The sequence below is a fragment of the Streptomyces sp. NPDC094032 genome (assembly GCF_040303965.1).
Classification (GTDB): domain Bacteria; phylum Actinomycetota; class Actinomycetes; order Streptomycetales; family Streptomycetaceae; genus Streptomyces.
In genome coordinates, this window is record NZ_JBEOUE010000014.1 from 92,382 (window position 1) to 108,946 (window position 16,565).

A 16,565-nucleotide genomic window follows, 5' to 3' on the forward strand; every position below is an offset into this window, starting at 1 on the left:
GGCGGGTGGGGACGGGTTCAGCCGTGGGCCGGGTCGACGGGGCGGACGCCGAAGTGCGCCAGCATCGCCGTACAGGAGCGGCAGGGTGTGGCGTAGCTGCCGTGCAGGGGGTCGCCGTCCTCGCGGATCCGCCGCGCGGTGAGTTTGGCGTGCTTGAGGGAGCGGCGCGCTTCGCTCTGGGTGAGCGGTTTGCGCTGGGCGCGCTTGGAGCGGGTGCCCTCGGCGGCGGTGAGGTGCCGGGAGAGCAGGATCGCCTCCGGGCAGCGTCCGGTGAAGCGTTCGCGCTGGCCGCTCGTGAGGGTGTCGAGGAAGTCCTGGACGAGCGGATGGAGTGCGGGTGCCTGGTCGCCGCGGGCGGCGGTGCAGGTGAGGGTCTCGCCGCGGACGGACAGGGCCGCTCCGACGGCGGGCAGGATTCCGTCGCGGCGGTGACGCAGCGAAGGGGCGCGCTGGTGGTCGGCGTCGCTGCCCCAACTGAGGCGTGGGTCACCCTGTGTGGGCGATGGTGCCGGTGTGGTGCTTGCGTGCATGGTGCTGTTCTTCCCCTCCTGCAATCCCCCGAGTTGCTGGAACAGCCTGCCAAACGCGGTGCCGGATGTGGAAGCGGGGGCGCGGAAACGTGCTTTCGGTGTGTCGGAATCATGGCGGTGCTGTCATGCCGTCGTGACACGTGGTCACCATGGGAGGGGTGGGCGCATCGGGCCGGGTCGGGGGCGGGTGGCACCGCTTAGGCTGTGCGGACCAACCAGCAGCGGCCGGCGGCGCCGGCAGCAGTCACAGGGGGCAACCGCCATGACGACAGGTCGGCTCGGCCGGCACACCGCGCCGCCGAACTCGGCGTACGCCGGACAGGTCGTGCACTTCCCGGACCCGGTCCGGGCCTCCCGGCATCCCCGTGGGGTGCGGGTGGACGAGCGCGGCTACCCGGATTTCTCGGTGTACGCGCGGGCGGCGGCGGAGATCGCCGATCCGCCGGAGGGTTTCGGTGTCGACGAACTGCGCCTGACGGACTACGTGTCGGCGAACGCGGCGCTGGCCGCGACGGGGCACGAGCTGTGGGACGGGATTCCGGCGGTGGCGACGCCGCACGGCTGGACCTGGCACCACGTGGCGCACTCGCGCCGGCTCGAACTGGTGCCGGTCGAGGTGAAGGCGCTGCTGCGGCACCACGGTGGCGTGACGACGGCGGCGGTGGACCACGGGAAGCGCGGGACGCGCCCGCTCCAGGAGACGCGGCCGGCGCACTTCGGGCTGCCGAAGCGGGCGATGCCGGTGTCGGAGCAGCAGGTGCAGGGGGTCGAGGAGGATCTCGGGTACCGGCTGCCGGGCGCGTACCGCTCCTTCTTGAAGGCGGCGGGCGGCTGCGCGCCGGTGGGCACCGCGCTCGACGCGGAGCTGGGCCTGCTCGTGGACCAGCCGTTCTTCGCGGTGCGCGAGGAGGCCGGGGTCAACGACCTGGTGTACGTGAACAAGTGCCTCCGCGACCATCTGTCGAAGGACTACCTGGGCGTGGCCTTCGTGCAGGGCGGTCTGCTCGCGGTGAAGGTGAAGGGCGACGCGGTCGGTTCGGTGTGGTTCTGCGCCTATGACGACGCCCGGGACTCCGGTGAGACCGCGGCCGGCTGGTCGGTGAACGAGCGGGCGGCGCGGCTGCTGCTGCCCTGCGGCGCGGACTTCGACGTGTTCCTCCAGCGGCTCGCGGGCAATCCGCCGGAGCTGGAGACGGTGGCGAACCTGATGGTGGACGGCGGCTTCGCGCGCGCCGTGCCCGTGGTTCCGGTGGGGGAGTGAGCTGGCTGTGGTGACGTTCGCGCAGGCGCAGGAGCGCGCCGAGGAGTGGATCAACGGCGATGTGCCGGCGTATCTGCACAGGGAGGTGCGGGTACGGGAGTTCGGCCTCGGCTTCGTGGTGTGGGCCGAGGACCGCGAGGCGGCGCCGACCCCGGACGGCGGCCGGCACAGACTGGTCATCGCCCGCGACACCGGCGAGGTGACCCTGTGGCCGGGCCTCCCGGTGGGCGAGGTCATCCGCCGCTACGAGGAGGAGTACGGCGCCGTCGCCGAGCCCGCGGCACCGACCCCGGACCGCGCGCCGGCCCGCATCGACCTGAACCAGACGTCGTTCCTGCTGAGCCCACCGGAGTGGCTCCAGGAGGCCGCGGACAAGATCGGCCTGCCGTCGGTGGCGTCGAACGCGTCGCAGGCGAGCGCGGGGGCGTCGGTGGAGGACGGGTCGGTGGGGGCGGTGGGGGCTGGGGCCGGGGCCTCCGGGCCGGGGGCGGGGGCGCCGGTGTTCCCGCCGGCGTCGGCATTTGAGCCTGCGGCCGGAGCCGGAGCCGGAGCCGGAGCCGGAGCCGGAGCCGGGGCCGGGGCCGGGGCTGTGCCTGCGCCGCTGTCCGCGCCGGATGCCGGGCCTGCTCCGGTGTCCGCGCCCGCGCCTGTGGCTGCGGCCGGTGCCGCGTCCGAGGCTGTGCCTGCGTCGGCACCCGAGCCCGTGGCTGGGGCCGGGGCTTCCGTGCCGGGGGCGGGTGCGGGGGCCTCCGCGCCGGTGTTCCCGCCGGCGTCGGTGCCGGCATCCGAGCCTGCGGCCGGGGCTGTGCCTGCGCCGCTGTCCGCGCCTGCGGCCGGGCCCGCGCCTGTCGCGGCGCCTGGGCACGCGCCTGAGGCCGGGCCTGCGCCCGTCACGGTGCCCGCGCCTGCGTCCGGGGCCGTTCCGGCGCCTGTACCCGGTCCCGTGGCTGCGCCCGTACCCGAGGCTGTCCCTGCGCCTCTGCCCGAGGCCGGGCCCGCGCCCTTCGCGATGCCTGAGCCTGAGGCCGGGTCTGCGCCCGTGGCGGTGCCTGCGCCCGCGCCCGAGGCCGGACCCGTGCCCTTCGCGGTGCCCGCGCCCGAGGCCGTTTCGGCGCCCGCGCCCCTGCCCGTACCCGAGGCCGGGCCCGTACCCTTCGCGGTGCCTGCGCCCGAGGCCGGACCCGTGCCCTTCGCGGTGCCTGCGCCCGAGGTCGGACCCGTGCCCTTCGCGGTGCCCGCGCCCGAGGCCGGGCCCGTGCCCGTCACGGTGCCCGCGCCCGCCCCGGCGCCGGTCGGCGCCCCCGCCGCCGAGGCCCCGGGCTCCGCCGTCGACGGCGTTACCCCGCCGAGCCCGTGGGCGGATGCCAACGCGAGTTCGGGTGGTGCCGACGGGGCCGTGCCGCTGCCTGCGACGGTGTTCGCGCCGCCGCTCTCGGGGGCGGACGACGACGACACGCCGCCGCCGGTCGTGGGGGCCGATGCTCCCACCGCGCTCATGAAGGGCGGCAGCGCGCTGCCCGCGACGGCCATCGCGCCGCGACTGAACCCGTCCGGCCCGCCCGCCCAGCCGGGCACGCCGCCCTCCGCGCCCGGCGCCGCCGACATCGCCGACGCGGCGACCAGCAAGGCGCCGACGCCGCCGCCCGGCGGGTACGTGCGGACCCAGTTGGTCTCGCAGCTCGGGCCCGAGGGCCCGCAGCCGCCCACGCCGCCCGGCCCGCCCACGCCGCCCGGTCCGCCCGCGCCGCCGAGCGCCACGCCGCCGCCCGCCGTGCACCACGCCGCGACGATGCTGGCGCACCCGAACCAGGGCGGTCCGGCGGCCCCGCCGCCCCCGCCCCCGCCGCCGGGCGCGCCCGGCACTCCGCCGGGTGGGGTGGCGCACGCCGCCACGATGCTGGCGCATCCGAATCAAGGGGGGCCGGGGGCTCCGCCGCCTCCGCCTCCGCCGCCGGGGGCGCCCGGTGTGCCCGGGACGCCGCCGGGTGGGATCGCGCACGCCGCGACGATGCTGGCGCAGCCCGGTCCTGGTGGGCCCGCCGGGCCGCCCCCGCCGCCCGGGCCGGTGCCCGCGCCGCTCAACGCGCCCGCGCCGCCGCCCGCGTACGGGTACCCGCAGCAGCCGCCCGCCGGGCTGCCGACCGTGGGTCCCGGCTACCAGGCCGTGCTGCGCTACCGCGCGCCCGACGGCTCGGAGCAGCAGATCATCCGGCGTTCCGCGCCGGGCACCCCGCACCCGGAGTGGCAGATCCTGCACGAGCTGCGCGCGATGAACGTACCGCCGCAGCAAGTGCTGGAACTGCACACGGAGTTGGAGTCCTGTGAGCTCCCGGGCGGCTACTGCGCGCGGATGATCCGGGAGACCTGGCCGCAGGCCCGGATCACCAACATCGCCCCGTACGGGCGCGATCACGCCGGCCGTCAGCAGGGCATGCGGCAGCTCATCACCCACCAGGGCGAGTTGCACCAGGTCGCCGACGGCCCGGCGCGGCCCGCGCCGGTGCGGGCGCCGCTGCCGCAGGTGCAGCCCGCGCCGCCGCTGCCGCCGGACGGCGTGGCGCAGGAGCTGGCCGGGGCGTTCGGTCCGGGGATCCTGCGCTTCGACCAGCGCGCGGTGTCCCGGCAGGGCGTACCGGAGCTGGTGGCGGTCACGCTCGTATGGGCGGGTCTGCCGGCCGACTTCGGGCCGTTCTTCTGGGCGCAGCCGGCCATGCCGGTGGTGCCGACGCTCGCGGAGCTCGCGGCGCAGCGGCAGGTGCAGCCGGCGGCGGACGCCGGTTCGTACCTGGTGCTCGGTTCGGACTTCGGCCGGGCGATCTGCGTCCAGTACGGGACGGCGCACATCGTCGCCGTACCGGTGGAGGCGGGTCCCGGCGGGCAGCCGGTGCCGCCGCAGTTCGTGAACACCGGGCTGCCGGAGTTCGTCCGCTGCCTGGCACTGCTCGGGCGCATGTGGCGGCTGCGGTTCGGGCTCAACCCGGAGCAGGCGGGCCGCTGGACGACCGATTTCCAGGCGCAGCTCGCGATGCTGGACCCGGCGGCGCTCTCCTCGCCGGAGAACTGGTGGTCGGTGCTCCTTGAGCAGATGTGGGACGGCCTGCTGTAGCCCGTACCGCTCCGCCCATGCGCACAATGTGACGAAAGGCGCTCGACGTGTATTCACGTCGGGCGTCTTTTGTCCGTTCTCATGCCGCATTCTTGATGTTTGTTGGGCATCAGGCAGACGAAGGGGCGTCAGGGATGAGTTTCGCCGTCGGACGGGGACGCGGTTACCGCCCCGAGCAGGTCGACCGCTACCTGGCAGCGCTGTCCGAGGAGCGCGACGGCGCGTGGGAGCGCGCGGCGCGCCTGACCGTCCTCGCGAAGGAGATGGAGGCGGAGGCGGCCCGGCTGCGCGAGGCCGTCGCCACGCTCGCCCCGCAGCGCTACGACTCCCTGAGCGAGCGGGCCCGCCGCATCCTGGAGCTCGCCGAGTCGGAGGACGAGACGCTGGTACGGGCCGCGGAGGCCGAGGCGCAGGAGCTCGCCGAGGCGGCGGAGGCGGCGGCCGCGGAGGCGGAGGCGGCGGCGAAGGCGTACGCGGAGGGGGTTCGCGCGGCGGCCGATTCGGCGGCCCGGGCGACCGGCAAGGAGACCGGTCTCCAGGCCGACGCGATACGGACCGAGGCGCAGCGCGACGCGGAGAAGGCGCGGACCGAGGCGCGGGCCGCCTTCGACGCGACCCGCCGCGAGGCCGAGGCGGTCCGTTCCGCGCAGCGCGAGGAGCACCAGACGGTACGGGAGGAGGCCGACCGGGCGGCGGCACGCCGGGTGGCCGAGCTCGACGCCCGGCACGCCGAGCTCGTCGCGTACGCGGAGGGCAAGCTGGAGGAGGCCCGGCGCGGGCTCGCGGAGACGAAGGAGGCGGCCCGGCACGGCCAGGAGGACGCGGAGGCGAAGGGCGCGGAGATCCTCGCCGAGGCGCGGCTCAAGCAGGAGCGGATCGAGCGCGAGACGGACCGGGTCCGGCGCGAGCACGACGAGGCCCGGGAGGAGATCCACTCCCACATGGAGCACATCCGCTCGTCACTGGCGGCCCTGACGGGCCGGGTGGAGCCGCCGAAGGAGGCCGGGGGAGAGCCCGAGGACGAGGCCGGCGCTTAGGGATCGACCGGCCGCAGCACCATCAGGGACTCCTCCCGGCGCGCCGCCATCGCGAAGGGGAAGCGGTCGAGCTCCAGGCACAGTTCGACATCGTCCGGGTGGAAGCCCTCACGCAGCCCGGCGGCGAGCTCCGCCGCCGCGCGGGAGTTCCTGGCGCGCTGGACGTACGGCGCCGGGTCGGCGCTGTCGTCGGCGAGCCGACGTGCGATGTACTCGGCACAGGCCAGATCCTCGCCGGCCCGACCGCCCTCACCGGTGACGACGAACGTGACCGGGCCTGGGCCAGGGCCCGCGGTCTGGGCCGTGTATGGAGCGGGCGGCGGCGGTCGGAACGCTTGCGCCGACGCCCCGCGCGGGACCGGGACCGCGTTCGGGCCCGGGCCTGTGCCCGAGCCTGGGCCCGAGCCGGCGCCTGGGCCCGAGCCGGCGCTCACGCCTGGGGCCGAGCCCGAGCCTGCGCCTGCGCCTGGGCCCGCACCCGCACCCCCACCCACCCCGCACAAGAACCGCGCGGTCGGGCCGGCCACCACGAAGCTCGCGCACAGGATCAGTGGGGCGTTCGCGACGGCCAGGGCGCCTACCGTGCCCGCTGTCGTCTTCTGCACCAGGGTGCGGCCGGTGAAGTCGTGGGAGCTGAGCAGGGCGGGGGAGTTCACCGCGTCGAAGCCGGGCGCCGGGGCCCCGTCCTTCAGGGCCAGCCAGCCCGGGTGGCGCTCCTTGAGGGCGAGGGCCTCGTCTTCCGTCCCGGCCAGGACGATCCGCTCGGCGCCGCGCGAGAAGGCCCAGGCGGCCACGGTGAAGGCGCGCATGACGTCGATGACGACCGCGACGCGGGGGACGCCGGTCAACTCCGGTATGCCGACGAAGTGGTGATCCATCGCGCCATTCTGGCGGCGGCGGGCCTCCGGGGGCGGGGAATTACCCGGCGCTCTCCCCGCTCCCTCCCTCCCGCTGCTCCTCAAGGACCGGGAAGCGGCGCGGCGCGAGGGTGAGCAGGACGACGAGGGCGAGCGCGGCCGCGGCCGCCGCGCCCAGGTAGACGTAGTCGACGGCCGCGTCGACCGCCCGGCGCAGGTGGTCGGCGGCCTGCCCGGTGAGCGAGCCGGGGGTCTCCAGGGCGCGGACCAGACCGTCCAGGTCACCGCTCGCGTCGCCGAGGCGCGCGGCGAGCACCCCGTTGGCCACGGCACCGAACAGGGCGGCGCCGACGCTCTGTCCGACCTGGCGGACGAAGAGGACGGAGGCGGTGGTCGTGCCGCGCTCCTCGTACGGGACGGTCGACTGCACGCCGACGATCAGCGGCAGCTGGAAGAAGCCGAGCGCCGCGCCGAGCAGCAGCATCAGCAGGGCGGGCTGCCAGGGTTCGCCGGGGAAGGGCAGCAACGGGAAGGCGAGCAGGACCAGGAGGGCGCCCGTCATCCCGAGGACGGCGGTCAGGCGGAAGCCGATGCGGGTGTAGACGCGGTTGGAGAGGGCGGCCGTGACCGGCCAGCTCAGGGTCATCGCGGACAGGACGAAGCCGGCGGCTATCGGGCCTAGGCCGAGGACGGCCTGCGCGTACGTGGGCAGGAAGACGGTCGGGGCGACCATCAGGAGACCGAGGGCGCCGAGCGCCAGGTTGACGGCGGCTATGGTGCGGCGGCGCCAGACCCAGCCGGGGATGATCGGTTCTGCGGCCCGGCGTTCGATGAGCACGGTGAGCACGCCGAGCGCCGCCGCGCCGCCGAACAGGCCGAGCGACGGGGCGGAGAGCCAGGGCCAGGCGACCCCGCCCTGGACGAGCGCCGTCAGGAGCAGGGTTCCGGTGGCGAAGATGGCGAGCGCACCGGCCCAGTCGACGGAGAGCCGGGGGCGGTTACGCGTACGGGGCCGGGATCCGTCGGAGGCGCCGCTTCCGGCTCCGCCCCCTAGGGGATCCCCGTTCCCTAGGGCATCCCCGTCCCCTAGGGGACCCCCGGCCCCCAGGGGACCCCCGCCCCCCAGGGGACCCCCGCTCCCCAGGGGACCCCCGCTCCCCAGGGGACCCCCGCCCCCCACGGGCCGCCCCGGCTCCACCAGATAACGCCCGATCAGCCACAACGCCGCCGCCCCGACCGGCAGGTTGACCAGGAAGATCCAGCGCCAGTCCGCGTATCCGGCGAGCAGTCCGCCCGCCGTCGGGCCCGCCACGGCGGCGGTGGCCCACACGGAGGAGAGCCGGGCCTGGATGCGGGGACGTTCCTTCAGCGGGTAGAGGTCGGCGGCGATCGTCTGGACCGTGCCCTGGAGGGCGCCGCCGCCGAGGCCCTGGACGACGCGGAAGGCGATGAGCGAGTACATGTCCCAGGCCGCCGCGCAGAGCACGGAGCCGATCAGGAAGAGGACGATGCCCGAGATCAGGACGGGTTTGCGGCCGAAGGTGTCGCTGAGCTTCCCGTACACCGGCAGGGTGACCGTCACGGCGAGCAGATAGCCGGAGAACAGCCAGGAGAAGACGGAGAGTCCGCCGAGGTCGCCGACGATCTGCGGGACGGCGGTGGAGACGATGGTGCCGTCGAGCGCGGCGAGCGCCATGCCGAGCATCAGCGCGGCGACGACCGGTCCGCGCCGGGTGGTGTGCGCCGTCGGCGGCGCGGTCCGTCTCGTGGTCGCCTCGGACACCGCCGGCCCCTCTCCCCACCCATACGGATGCCTCGTACATCTAAGTGCGCCCGGGTCAGCCTCTCACTCGATCCTTCGATGGAGAACCCCTAGGGGCTCCTCCCCCATGCAGCCCAGGGGCCGTTCGTCCCGGCGGAGGAGGAACGAGGCCCCCGCCGTCCTTACCTTGGATTTACGGAATCCCGTTCGAACACAGAGCGCACATAGGAGACATACCGTGACTTCGGCTGTGACCATCCCCAGGCACGGGGGTACTGGAGGGCGTACGGCCGTCGCCGCTCGGGCGCGACAGGTCGTCAAGGCGTACGGCGCGGGGGAGACCCGGGTCGTCGCGCTCGACCACGTCGACGTGGACATCGCCCGCGGGCAGTTCACCGCGATCATGGGGCCCTCGGGCTCCGGCAAGTCCACGCTCATGCACTGCCTCGCCGGACTCGACACCGTCACCGGCGGCGAGATCTACCTCGACGAGACCGAGATCACCGGCCTCAAGGACAAGAAGCTCACCCAACTGCGGCGCGACCGCATCGGGTTCATCTTCCAGGCGTTCAACCTGCTCCCCACGCTCAACGCGCTGGAGAACATCACGCTGCCGATGGACATCGCCGGCCGCAAGCCCGACCAGGAGTGGCTGCGCCGGGTCGTCGAGACCGTCGGGCTCGGCGAGCGGCTGAAGCACCGGCCCGCCCAGCTCTCCGGCGGCCAGCAGCAGCGCGTCGCCGTGGCCCGCGCGCTCGCCGCCCGGCCCGAGATCATCTTCGGTGACGAGCCGACCGGAAACCTCGACTCGCGGGCCGGCGCCGAAGTCCTCGGCTTCCTGCGGCAGTCGGTCGACGAGCTGGGCCAGACCATCGTCATGGTCACCCACGACCCGGTCGCCGCCTCCTACGCGGACCGGGTGCTCTACCTCGCCGACGGCCGCATCGTCGACGAGATGCACCGGCCCACCGCCGAGGCCGTCCTCGACCGGATGCTCCTCTTTTCTGGGGGACACCCCCAGACCCCCGACTTCGACGCGCGCGGGCGGACGTCATGACCGTGCTCAAGACCTCCCTGCGCAGCTTCCTCGCGCACAAGGGCCGCATGGCGCTCTCCGCCGTCGCCGTCCTGCTCTCCGTCGCCTTCGTCTGCGGCACCCTGGTGTTCAGCGACACCATGAACACCACCTTCGACAAGCTGTTCGCCTCCACCGCCTCCGACGTCACCGTCAGCCCGTCGAACGCGGCGAAGAACGACGAGATCCCGCAGAACGGGCGCCCTGAGACGCTGCCCGCCGCGCTCGTCGAGCGGGTCCGGGGCGCCGAGGGCGTCAAGGCCGCGCAGGGCCAGGTGCTCTCCACCAGCGTCACCGTCGTCGACTCCCGCGACCGCAACGTCGGGCCCACCTCCGGCGCCCCGACCATCGCCGCCAACTGGTCCTCCAACGAGCTGCGTTCGATGGAGATCGCCTCCGGCCACGAGCCGCGCGGCCCCACCGAGGTCATGGTCGACGGTGGCACCGCCGAGAAGCACCACCTGAAGATCGGCGACGAGCTGCGCACCATCGCCGTCACCGGCGACTTCACCGCGCGGATCACCGGCATCGTCGACTTCAAGGTCACCAACCCCGGTGCCACCCTCGTCTACTTCGACACCGCCACCGCCCAGCGCGAACTCCTCGGCAAGGCCGGTCTGTTCACCCAGATCACGGTCGACGCGGCGCCCGGTGTCAGCGATGACACCCTGAAGGCGGACGTCGCCGCCGCGATCGGCTCCGGCTACCAGCTGCGGACCGCCGCCGAGGCCGCCGACGCGGGCCGCGAGGACGTCGCGGGCTTCCTCGACGTCATGAAGTACGCGATGCTCGGCTTCGCCGGGATCGCCTTCCTCGTCGGCATCTTCCTCATCGTCAACACCTTCTCCATGCTGGTCGCCCAGCGCACCCGCGAGATCGGCCTCATGCGGGCCATCGGCTCCAGCCGCCGCCAGATCAACCGCTCCGTCCTCGTCGAGGCGCTGCTCCTCGGCGTCGTCGGCTCGGCCGCGGGGGTCGCGGCCGGTGTGGGTCTCGCCGTCGGCCTGATGCAGCTCATGTCGTCCATGGGCATGGAGCTGTCCACGCAGGACCTCACCGTCCGCTGGACCACCCCCGTCGTCGGGATCGTCCTCGGCGTCGTCGTCACCGTCCTCGCCGCCTTCGTCCCCGCCCGCCGGGCCTCGAAGGTCTCCCCGATGGCCGCCCTGCGCGACGCGGGCACCCCCGCCGACGGCAAGGCGGGTGCGGTACGGGCCGTCCTCGGCCTGCTCCTCACCGCCGCGGGCGGCGCCGCGCTCTGGGCCGCCACCCAGGCCGAGAAGTCCGCCGCGGGCTCGCTCTGGCTGGGCCTCGGCGTCGTCCTGTCCCTGCTCGGCTTCGTCGTGATCGGCCCGCTGCTGTCCGGCGCCGTCGTGCGCGGCCTCGGCGTCGTCGTCCTGCGGGTCTTCGGCCCGGTCGGCCGGATGGCCGAGCGCAACGCGCTGCGCAACCCGCGTCGCACCGGCGCCACGGGGGCGGCCCTGATGATCGGCCTCGCGCTCGTCGCCTGCCTCTCGGTCGTCGGCTCGTCGATGGTGGCCTCCGCCACGGAGGAGCTCGACCGGTCCGTGGGCGCCGACTTCATCGTGCAGTCCACCAACCGGCAGCCCGTCGTGCCGCAGGCGCTGGCCGCCGTGGAGAAGGCGCCCGGGCTCGACCACGTCACCGAGTACAAGTGGGTCGAGGCCGTCGTCACCGACCCGCGCGGCAAGGCCGCCGAGATGGGGCTGGTCGCCGCCGACCCGACGTACGCGAAGGACGTGCGGCGCGAGACCACGGCGGGTGAGCTGTCCGCCGCGTACGGGCCCGGCGCGATGTCCGTCGGCAGCACGTACGCCGCCGAGCACGGCGTGAAGGTCGGCGACACGCTCACCGTCGCCTTCAAGGGCGGCGAGAAGGCGCGGCTGCGGGTCGCGGCGGTCACCTCCGACGACGCCAACATCGACAAGGGCGTGATGTACACGAACATCACGACCGCGGCCCGCTTCCTGCCGGCCGAGCGGATGCCCAAGAGCATGATCGTCTTCGCCACGGCGAAGGACGGGCAGGAGGACGCCGCGTACGAGGGGCTGAAGAAGGCCCTGGCTCCCTACCCGCAGTACCAGGTCGCGGACCAGGCCGACTACAAGAAGCAGCTCCAGGACCAGGTGGGCCAGCTCCTCAACATGGTCTACGGACTGCTCGCCCTCGCGATCATCGTCGCCGTCCTCGGCGTGGTGAACACCCTCGCCCTCTCGGTCGTCGAACGCACCCGCGAGATCGGCCTCATGCGCGCCATCGGCCTCTCCCGCCGCCAGCTGCGCCGCATGATCCGCCTGGAGTCGGTCGTCATCGCCCTCTTCGGCGCCCTCCTGGGCCTGGCCCTCGGCCTCGCCTGGGGCACCGCCGCCCAGAAGCTCCTGGCCCTGGAGGGCCTGGGCGTCCTCCAGATCCCCTGGCCGACCATCGCCACCGTCTTCGTGGGCTCAGCCTTCGTGGGCCTCTTCGCGGCGCTGGTCCCGGCGTTCCGGGCGGGACGGATGAACGTGTTGAACGCGATCGCGACGGACTGACCAGACGGACTGATCAGACGGACTGATCAGACGGACTGATCAGACGGACTGACCAGCGGGAACGGACACGGGCCGGGCCCGGCGGGACACCCCGCCGGGCCCGGCCCGCGGCGCGTGGCTAGGGCGTGCGCCCGATGTGCAGGACCGTGATGGTGATGGTCCCGTGGTCGATCTCGTAGAGCAGGCGGTAGAACCCCACCTGCATACGGCGGAGCTCCGGCGAGCCGTAGGCGACCGTCCCGAGCGGGCGGGGCTCCTCCGCGAGGAGGTCCACAGCGGCGAAGACCTGCCGCAGACCCTCGGGATCGTCCTTCAGGAAGCGGACGGCGGCGTGGGTCGCCCGCTCCGCCCAGATGATCTGGAAGGTCACTCGCGCTCCAGGCCGAGCATGGCGCGGACCTCGTCCTGCGGGATGCCGACGAAGGTGCCGTTGGCCTTCTCCGCGCGGTAGCGTGCCACGGCCAGCTCCTCTTCCAGCTCCAGGACGCGTTCTTCCAGCTCGTCCAGCTCCGTGGGGTTTATGAAGACGGCCGCGGCCTGGCCGTGGTCCGTGATCGTGATGCGTTCGCGGGCGTGCGCCGTCCGGCGGATGAGGGTGCCGAACTGAGCGCGGGCCTCGGTGATGGGGAACGTGGCACTCATGTACTCGACTGTACAGAGGTGCGTGTAGCCCCGCGATCCCACGATCGGGTGACTGTCACCGCGTCGTCGTAGGCTGGAGGCCCCGGCCCGTGAGACGTGTCGGGCCGTTCGCGTTGCCCACCTCCGCCGGGATGGACCCTCCATGAGCCTGCACGGTCTGCTGGACGCCGTCGTCAAGGACGCCGCACTCACCGAGGCGGTCAAGGCCGCCCGTGACGGCAACCGCCACCACGTCGACCTGGTCGGCCCGCCCGCCGCCCGCCCCTTCGCCATCGCCGCCCTCGCCCGCGAGACCCGCCGCACGGTGCTCGCGGTCACCGCCACCGGGCGCGAGGCCGAGGACCTGGCCGCCGCCCTGCGCTCCCTCCTCGACCCCGACACGGTCGTCGACTACCCGTCCTGGGAGACGCTGCCGCACGAGCGGCTGAGCCCCCGCTCCGACACCGTGGGACGCCGCCTCGCGGTGCTCCGCCGGCTCGCCCACCCGCGCGACGACGACCCCGCCGCCGGACCCGTCAGCGTCGTCGTCGCCCCCATCCGCTCGGTGCTCCAGCCGCAGGTCAAGGGCCTCGGAGACCTGGAGCCGGTGGCGCTGAGGAGCGGGCAGACCGCCGACCTGGGCGAGATCGTCGAGGGGCTGGCGGCCGCCGCGTACTCCCGCGTGGAGCTCGTCGAGAAGCGCGGCGAGTTCGCCGTGCGCGGCGGCATCCTGGACGTCTTCCCGCCCACCGAGGAGCACCCGCTCCGCATCGAGTTCTGGGGCGACGACGTCGAGGAGATCCGCTACTTCAAGGTCGCCGACCAGCGCTCCCTCGAAGTCGCCGAGCACGGCCTGTGGGCGCCGCCCTGCCGCGAGCTGCTCCTCACCGACCAGGTACGGGAGCGGGCGGCGGCCCTCGCCGAGGCCCACCCCGAGCTGGGCGAACTGCTCAACAAGATCGCCGAGGGCATCGCGGTGGAGGGCATGGAGTCCCTCGCCCCCGTCCTCGTCGACGACATGGAGCTCCTGATCGACGTCCTCCCCCAGGGCGCCATGACCGTCGTCTGCGACCCCGAGCGGGTCCGCACCAGGGCCGCCGACCTGGTGGCGACCAGCCAGGAGTTCCTCCAGGCCTCCTGGGCGGCCACCGCCGGCGGCGGCGAGGCCCCGATCGACGTCGGCGCCGCCTCCCTGTGGGGGATCGCGGACGTCCGCGACCGGGCCCGCGAGCTGGACATGATGTGGTGGTCGGTCTCCCCGTTCGCCGCCGACGACACCGCCGCCCTCGACCGCGACACCCTCAAGCTGGGCATGCACGCCCCCGAGACCTACCGCGGCGACACCGCCCGCGCCCTCGCCGACACCAAGGGCTGGCTGGCCGAGGGCTGGCGCACGGTGTACGTCACCGAGGCGTACGGCCCGGCCTCCCGCACCGTCGAGGTCCTCGGCGGCGAGGGCATCCCCGCCCGCCTCGCCGCGTCCGACTCGAAGACGGGCGACCTCGCCGAGATCTCCCCGTCCGTCGTCCACGTGGCCTGCGGCTCCATCGACTACGGCTTCGTCGACCCCGCCCTCCGGCTGGCCGTCCTCACCGAGACCGACCTGTCCGGCCAGAAGGCCGCCGGCAAGGACGGGCAGCGGATGCCCGCCAAGCGGCGCAAGACGATCGACCCGCTGACCCTGGAGGTCGGCGACTACATCGTGCACGAGCAGCACGGCGTCGGCCGCTACGTCGAGATGGTCCAGCGCACCGTCCAGGGCGCCACCCGCGAGTACCTCCTCGTCGAGTACGCCCCCGCCAAGCGCGGCCAGCCCGGCGACCGCCTCTACATCCCCACCGACCAGCTGGAGCAGGTCACCAAGTACGTGGGCGGCGAGGCCCCGACCCTGCACCGCCTCGGCGGCGCCGACTGGACCAAGACCAAGGCGCGCGCGAAGAAGGCCGTCAAGGAGATCGCCGCCGACCTCATCAAGCTGTACTCCGCCCGGATGGCCGCCCCCGGCCACGCCTTCGCCCCCGACACCCCCTGGCAGCGCGAGCTGGAGGACGCCTTCCCGTACGCGGAGACGCCCGACCAGCTGTCCACCATCGCCGAGGTGAAGGAGGACATGGAGAAGACCGTCCCCATGGACCGTCTGATCTGCGGCGACGTCGGCTACGGCAAGACGGAGATCGCCGTCCGCGCCGCCTTCAAGGCCGTCCAGGACGGCAAGCAGGTCGCCGTCCTCGTCCCGACCACGCTGCTCGTGCAGCAGCACTTCGGCACCTTCTCGGAGCGCTACTCGCAGTTCCCCGTCAAGGTCCGCGCCCTGTCCCGCTTCCAGACCGACACCGAGTCGAAGGCGACGATGGAGGGCCTCAAGGACGGCTCGGTCGACGTCGTCATCGGCACCCACCGCCTGTTCTCCTCCGAGACCAAGTTCAAGGACCTGGGCCTGGTCATCGTCGACGAGGAGCAGCGCTTCGGCGTCGAGCACAAGGAGCAGCTGAAGAAGCTGCGCGCCAACGTCGACGTGCTCACCATGTCCGCCACCCCCATCCCCAGGACCCTGGAGATGGCGGTCACGGGCATCCGCGAGATGTCGACGATCACGACACCCCCCGAGGAGCGGCACCCGGTCCTCACTTTCGTCGGCCCGTACGAGGAGAAGCAGATCGGCGCGGCCGTCCGCCGCGAACTGCTGCGCGAGGGCCAGGTCTTCTACATCCACAACCGTGTCGAGTCCATCGACCGCGCGGCGGCCCGGCTGCGCGAGATCGTCCCCGAGGCGCGCATCGCCACGGCCCACGGCCAGATGTCCGAACAGGCCCTGGAACAGGTCGTGGTGGACTTCTGGGAGAAGAAGTTCGACGTCCTCGTCTCGACGACGATCGTCGAGTCCGGCATCGACATCTCCAACGCCAACACCCTGATCGTCGAGCGCGGCGACAACTTCGGCCTCAGCCAGCTGCACCAGCTGCGCGGCCGCGTCGGCCGGGGCCGCGAGCGCGGCTACGCCTACTTCCTCTACCCGCCGGAGAAGCCCCTCACGGAGACCGCCCACGAGCGCCTCGCGACCATCGCCCAGCACACCGAGATGGGCGCGGGCATGTACGTGGCGATGAAGGACCTGGAGATCCGCGGCGCGGGCAACCTGCTCGGCGGAGAGCAGTCAGGGCACATCGCGGGCGTCGGCTTCGACCTGTACGTACGGATGGTCGGCGAGGCCGTCGCCGACTACCGGGCGCAGATGGAGGGCGGCGCGGAGGAGGAGGCCCCGCTGGAGGTCAAGATCGAGCTCCCGGTCGACGCCCACATGCCGCACGACTACGCCCCCGGCGAGCGGCTGCGCCTCCAGGCGTACCGCTCCATCGCCTCCGCCAACTCGGAGGAGGACATCAAGGCGGTACGCGAGGAGCTCACCGACCGCTACGGCAAGCTGCCCGAGCCGGTCGAGAACCTCCTCCTGGTGGCCGGCCTGCGCATGCTGGCCCGTGCCTGCGGGGTCGGCGAGATCGTCCTCCAGGGCCCCAACATCCGCTTCGCCCCGGTGGAGTTGCGCGAGTCCCAGGAGCTGCGCCTGAAGCGGCTCTACCCGCGCACGGTCATCAAGCCGGCCGTCCACCAGATCCTGGTGCCGCGCCCGACCGCCGGGAAGATCGGCGGAAAGCCGGTGGTCGGCCGCGAACTGCTCGCGTGGACCGGGGAGTTCCTCGCGGAGATCCTGGGTTCCTGATACGGCGCTCCTCCCCGTCCCCGTTCCGGCAGGATGACCCGGAGCG

11 protein-coding genes are annotated in these 16,565 nt (G+C 73.6%); 6 read left to right on the top strand and 5 right to left on the bottom strand.

Translation table 11 applies throughout. The features are described from left to right. Positions 1 to 17: 17 nt before the first annotated feature. Entirely contained in the window at positions 18 to 530 is a 513-nt protein-coding gene (locus ABTZ54_RS20875; RefSeq protein WP_351665287.1) for a YwqJ-related putative deaminase, read from the bottom strand. Between the two features lie 262 nt (positions 531 to 792). Between ABTZ54_RS20875 and ABTZ54_RS20880 the strand changes: the two genes are divergently transcribed. The 3 genes from ABTZ54_RS20880 to ABTZ54_RS20890 all read left to right on the top strand — a co-directional run bounded on the left by ABTZ54_RS20880 (position 793) and on the right by ABTZ54_RS20890 (position 5,934). After that, a complete protein-coding gene (locus ABTZ54_RS20880; RefSeq protein WP_351665289.1) occupies positions 793 to 1,791 on the top strand; it encodes an SMI1/KNR4 family protein in 999 nt (332 codons plus the stop codon). Positions 1,792 to 1,798: 7 nt separating this feature from the next. Further along, on the top strand, positions 1,799 to 4,897 hold the full coding sequence (locus ABTZ54_RS20885) for an SUKH-4 family immunity protein (RefSeq protein ID WP_351665306.1): 3,099 nt from the start codon (positions 1,799 to 1,801) through the stop codon (positions 4,895 to 4,897). A gap of 134 nt (positions 4,898 to 5,031) precedes the next feature. Then, positions 5,032 to 5,934 (top strand): cellulose-binding protein, encoded by a 903-nt coding sequence (locus tag ABTZ54_RS20890; protein ID WP_351665308.1) that lies wholly within the window; start codon positions 5,032 to 5,034, stop codon positions 5,932 to 5,934. On the opposite strand, the gene ABTZ54_RS20895 is transcribed toward ABTZ54_RS20890, so the two are convergent. Continuing rightward, on the bottom strand, positions 5,931 to 6,812 hold the full coding sequence (locus ABTZ54_RS20895) for a 2-phosphosulfolactate phosphatase (protein ID WP_351665310.1): 882 nt from the start codon (positions 6,810 to 6,812) through the stop codon (positions 5,931 to 5,933). The two genes, ABTZ54_RS20890 and ABTZ54_RS20895, sit on opposite strands and share 4 nt — an antisense overlap. Positions 6,813 to 6,852: 40 nt before the next feature. Then, complete coding sequence (locus ABTZ54_RS20900; protein WP_502997285.1) at positions 6,853 to 8,574, bottom strand: MFS transporter; 1,722 nt, start codon at positions 8,572 to 8,574, stop codon at positions 6,853 to 6,855. Between the two features lie 217 nt (positions 8,575 to 8,791). Between ABTZ54_RS20900 and ABTZ54_RS20905 the strand changes: the two genes are divergently transcribed. Continuing rightward, positions 8,792 to 9,610 (top strand): ABC transporter ATP-binding protein, encoded by an 819-nt coding sequence (locus ABTZ54_RS20905; protein WP_351665312.1) that lies wholly within the window; start codon positions 8,792 to 8,794, stop codon positions 9,608 to 9,610. Beyond that, positions 9,607 to 12,180, top strand: coding sequence for an ABC transporter permease (locus ABTZ54_RS20910; protein WP_351665314.1), 2,574 nt, complete (start codon positions 9,607 to 9,609; stop codon positions 12,178 to 12,180). Before ABTZ54_RS20905 ends, ABTZ54_RS20910 begins: the two co-directional genes overlap by 4 nt. A gap of 118 nt (positions 12,181 to 12,298) precedes the next feature. Here ABTZ54_RS20910 and ABTZ54_RS20915 read toward each other — a convergent pair whose 3' ends face one another. Next, the gene (locus ABTZ54_RS20915) at positions 12,299 to 12,550 is read right to left on the bottom strand and encodes a type II toxin-antitoxin system RelE family toxin (RefSeq protein WP_351665316.1); all 252 of its coding nucleotides are present in this window, start codon (positions 12,548 to 12,550) and stop codon (positions 12,299 to 12,301) included. Further along, positions 12,547 to 12,822, bottom strand: coding sequence for a type II toxin-antitoxin system prevent-host-death family antitoxin (locus ABTZ54_RS20920; RefSeq protein WP_351665318.1), 276 nt, complete (start codon positions 12,820 to 12,822; stop codon positions 12,547 to 12,549). Before ABTZ54_RS20920 ends, ABTZ54_RS20915 begins: the two co-directional genes overlap by 4 nt. Before the next feature lie 142 nt (positions 12,823 to 12,964). Between ABTZ54_RS20920 and mfd the strand changes: the two genes are divergently transcribed. Next, positions 12,965 to 16,519 (top strand): transcription-repair coupling factor, encoded by a 3,555-nt coding sequence (mfd, locus tag ABTZ54_RS20925; protein ID WP_351665320.1) that lies wholly within the window; start codon positions 12,965 to 12,967, stop codon positions 16,517 to 16,519. The last annotated feature ends 46 nt before the right edge of the window (positions 16,520 to 16,565 follow it).

Bases quoted from the DNA above. Each gene is read 5' to 3' on its own strand.
- ABTZ54_RS20920 (WP_351665318.1), bottom strand. From the start codon at position 12,822: ATGAGTGCCACGTTCCCCATCACCGAGGCCCGCGCTCAGTTCGGCACC.
- ABTZ54_RS20890 (WP_351665308.1), top strand. From the start codon at position 5,032: ATGAGTTTCGCCGTCGGACGGGGACGCGGTTACCGCCCCGAGCAGGTC.
- ABTZ54_RS20880 (WP_351665289.1), top strand. From the start codon at position 793: ATGACGACAGGTCGGCTCGGCCGGCACACCGCGCCGCCGAACTCGGCG.
- ABTZ54_RS20910 (WP_351665314.1), top strand. From the start codon at position 9,607: ATGACCGTGCTCAAGACCTCCCTGCGCAGCTTCCTCGCGCACAAGGGC.
- ABTZ54_RS20895 (WP_351665310.1), bottom strand. From the start codon at position 6,812: ATGGATCACCACTTCGTCGGCATACCGGAGTTGACCGGCGTCCCCCGC.
- mfd (WP_351665320.1), top strand. From the start codon at position 12,965: ATGAGCCTGCACGGTCTGCTGGACGCCGTCGTCAAGGACGCCGCACTC.
- ABTZ54_RS20875 (WP_351665287.1), bottom strand. From the start codon at position 530: ATGCACGCAAGCACCACACCGGCACCATCGCCCACACAGGGTGACCCA.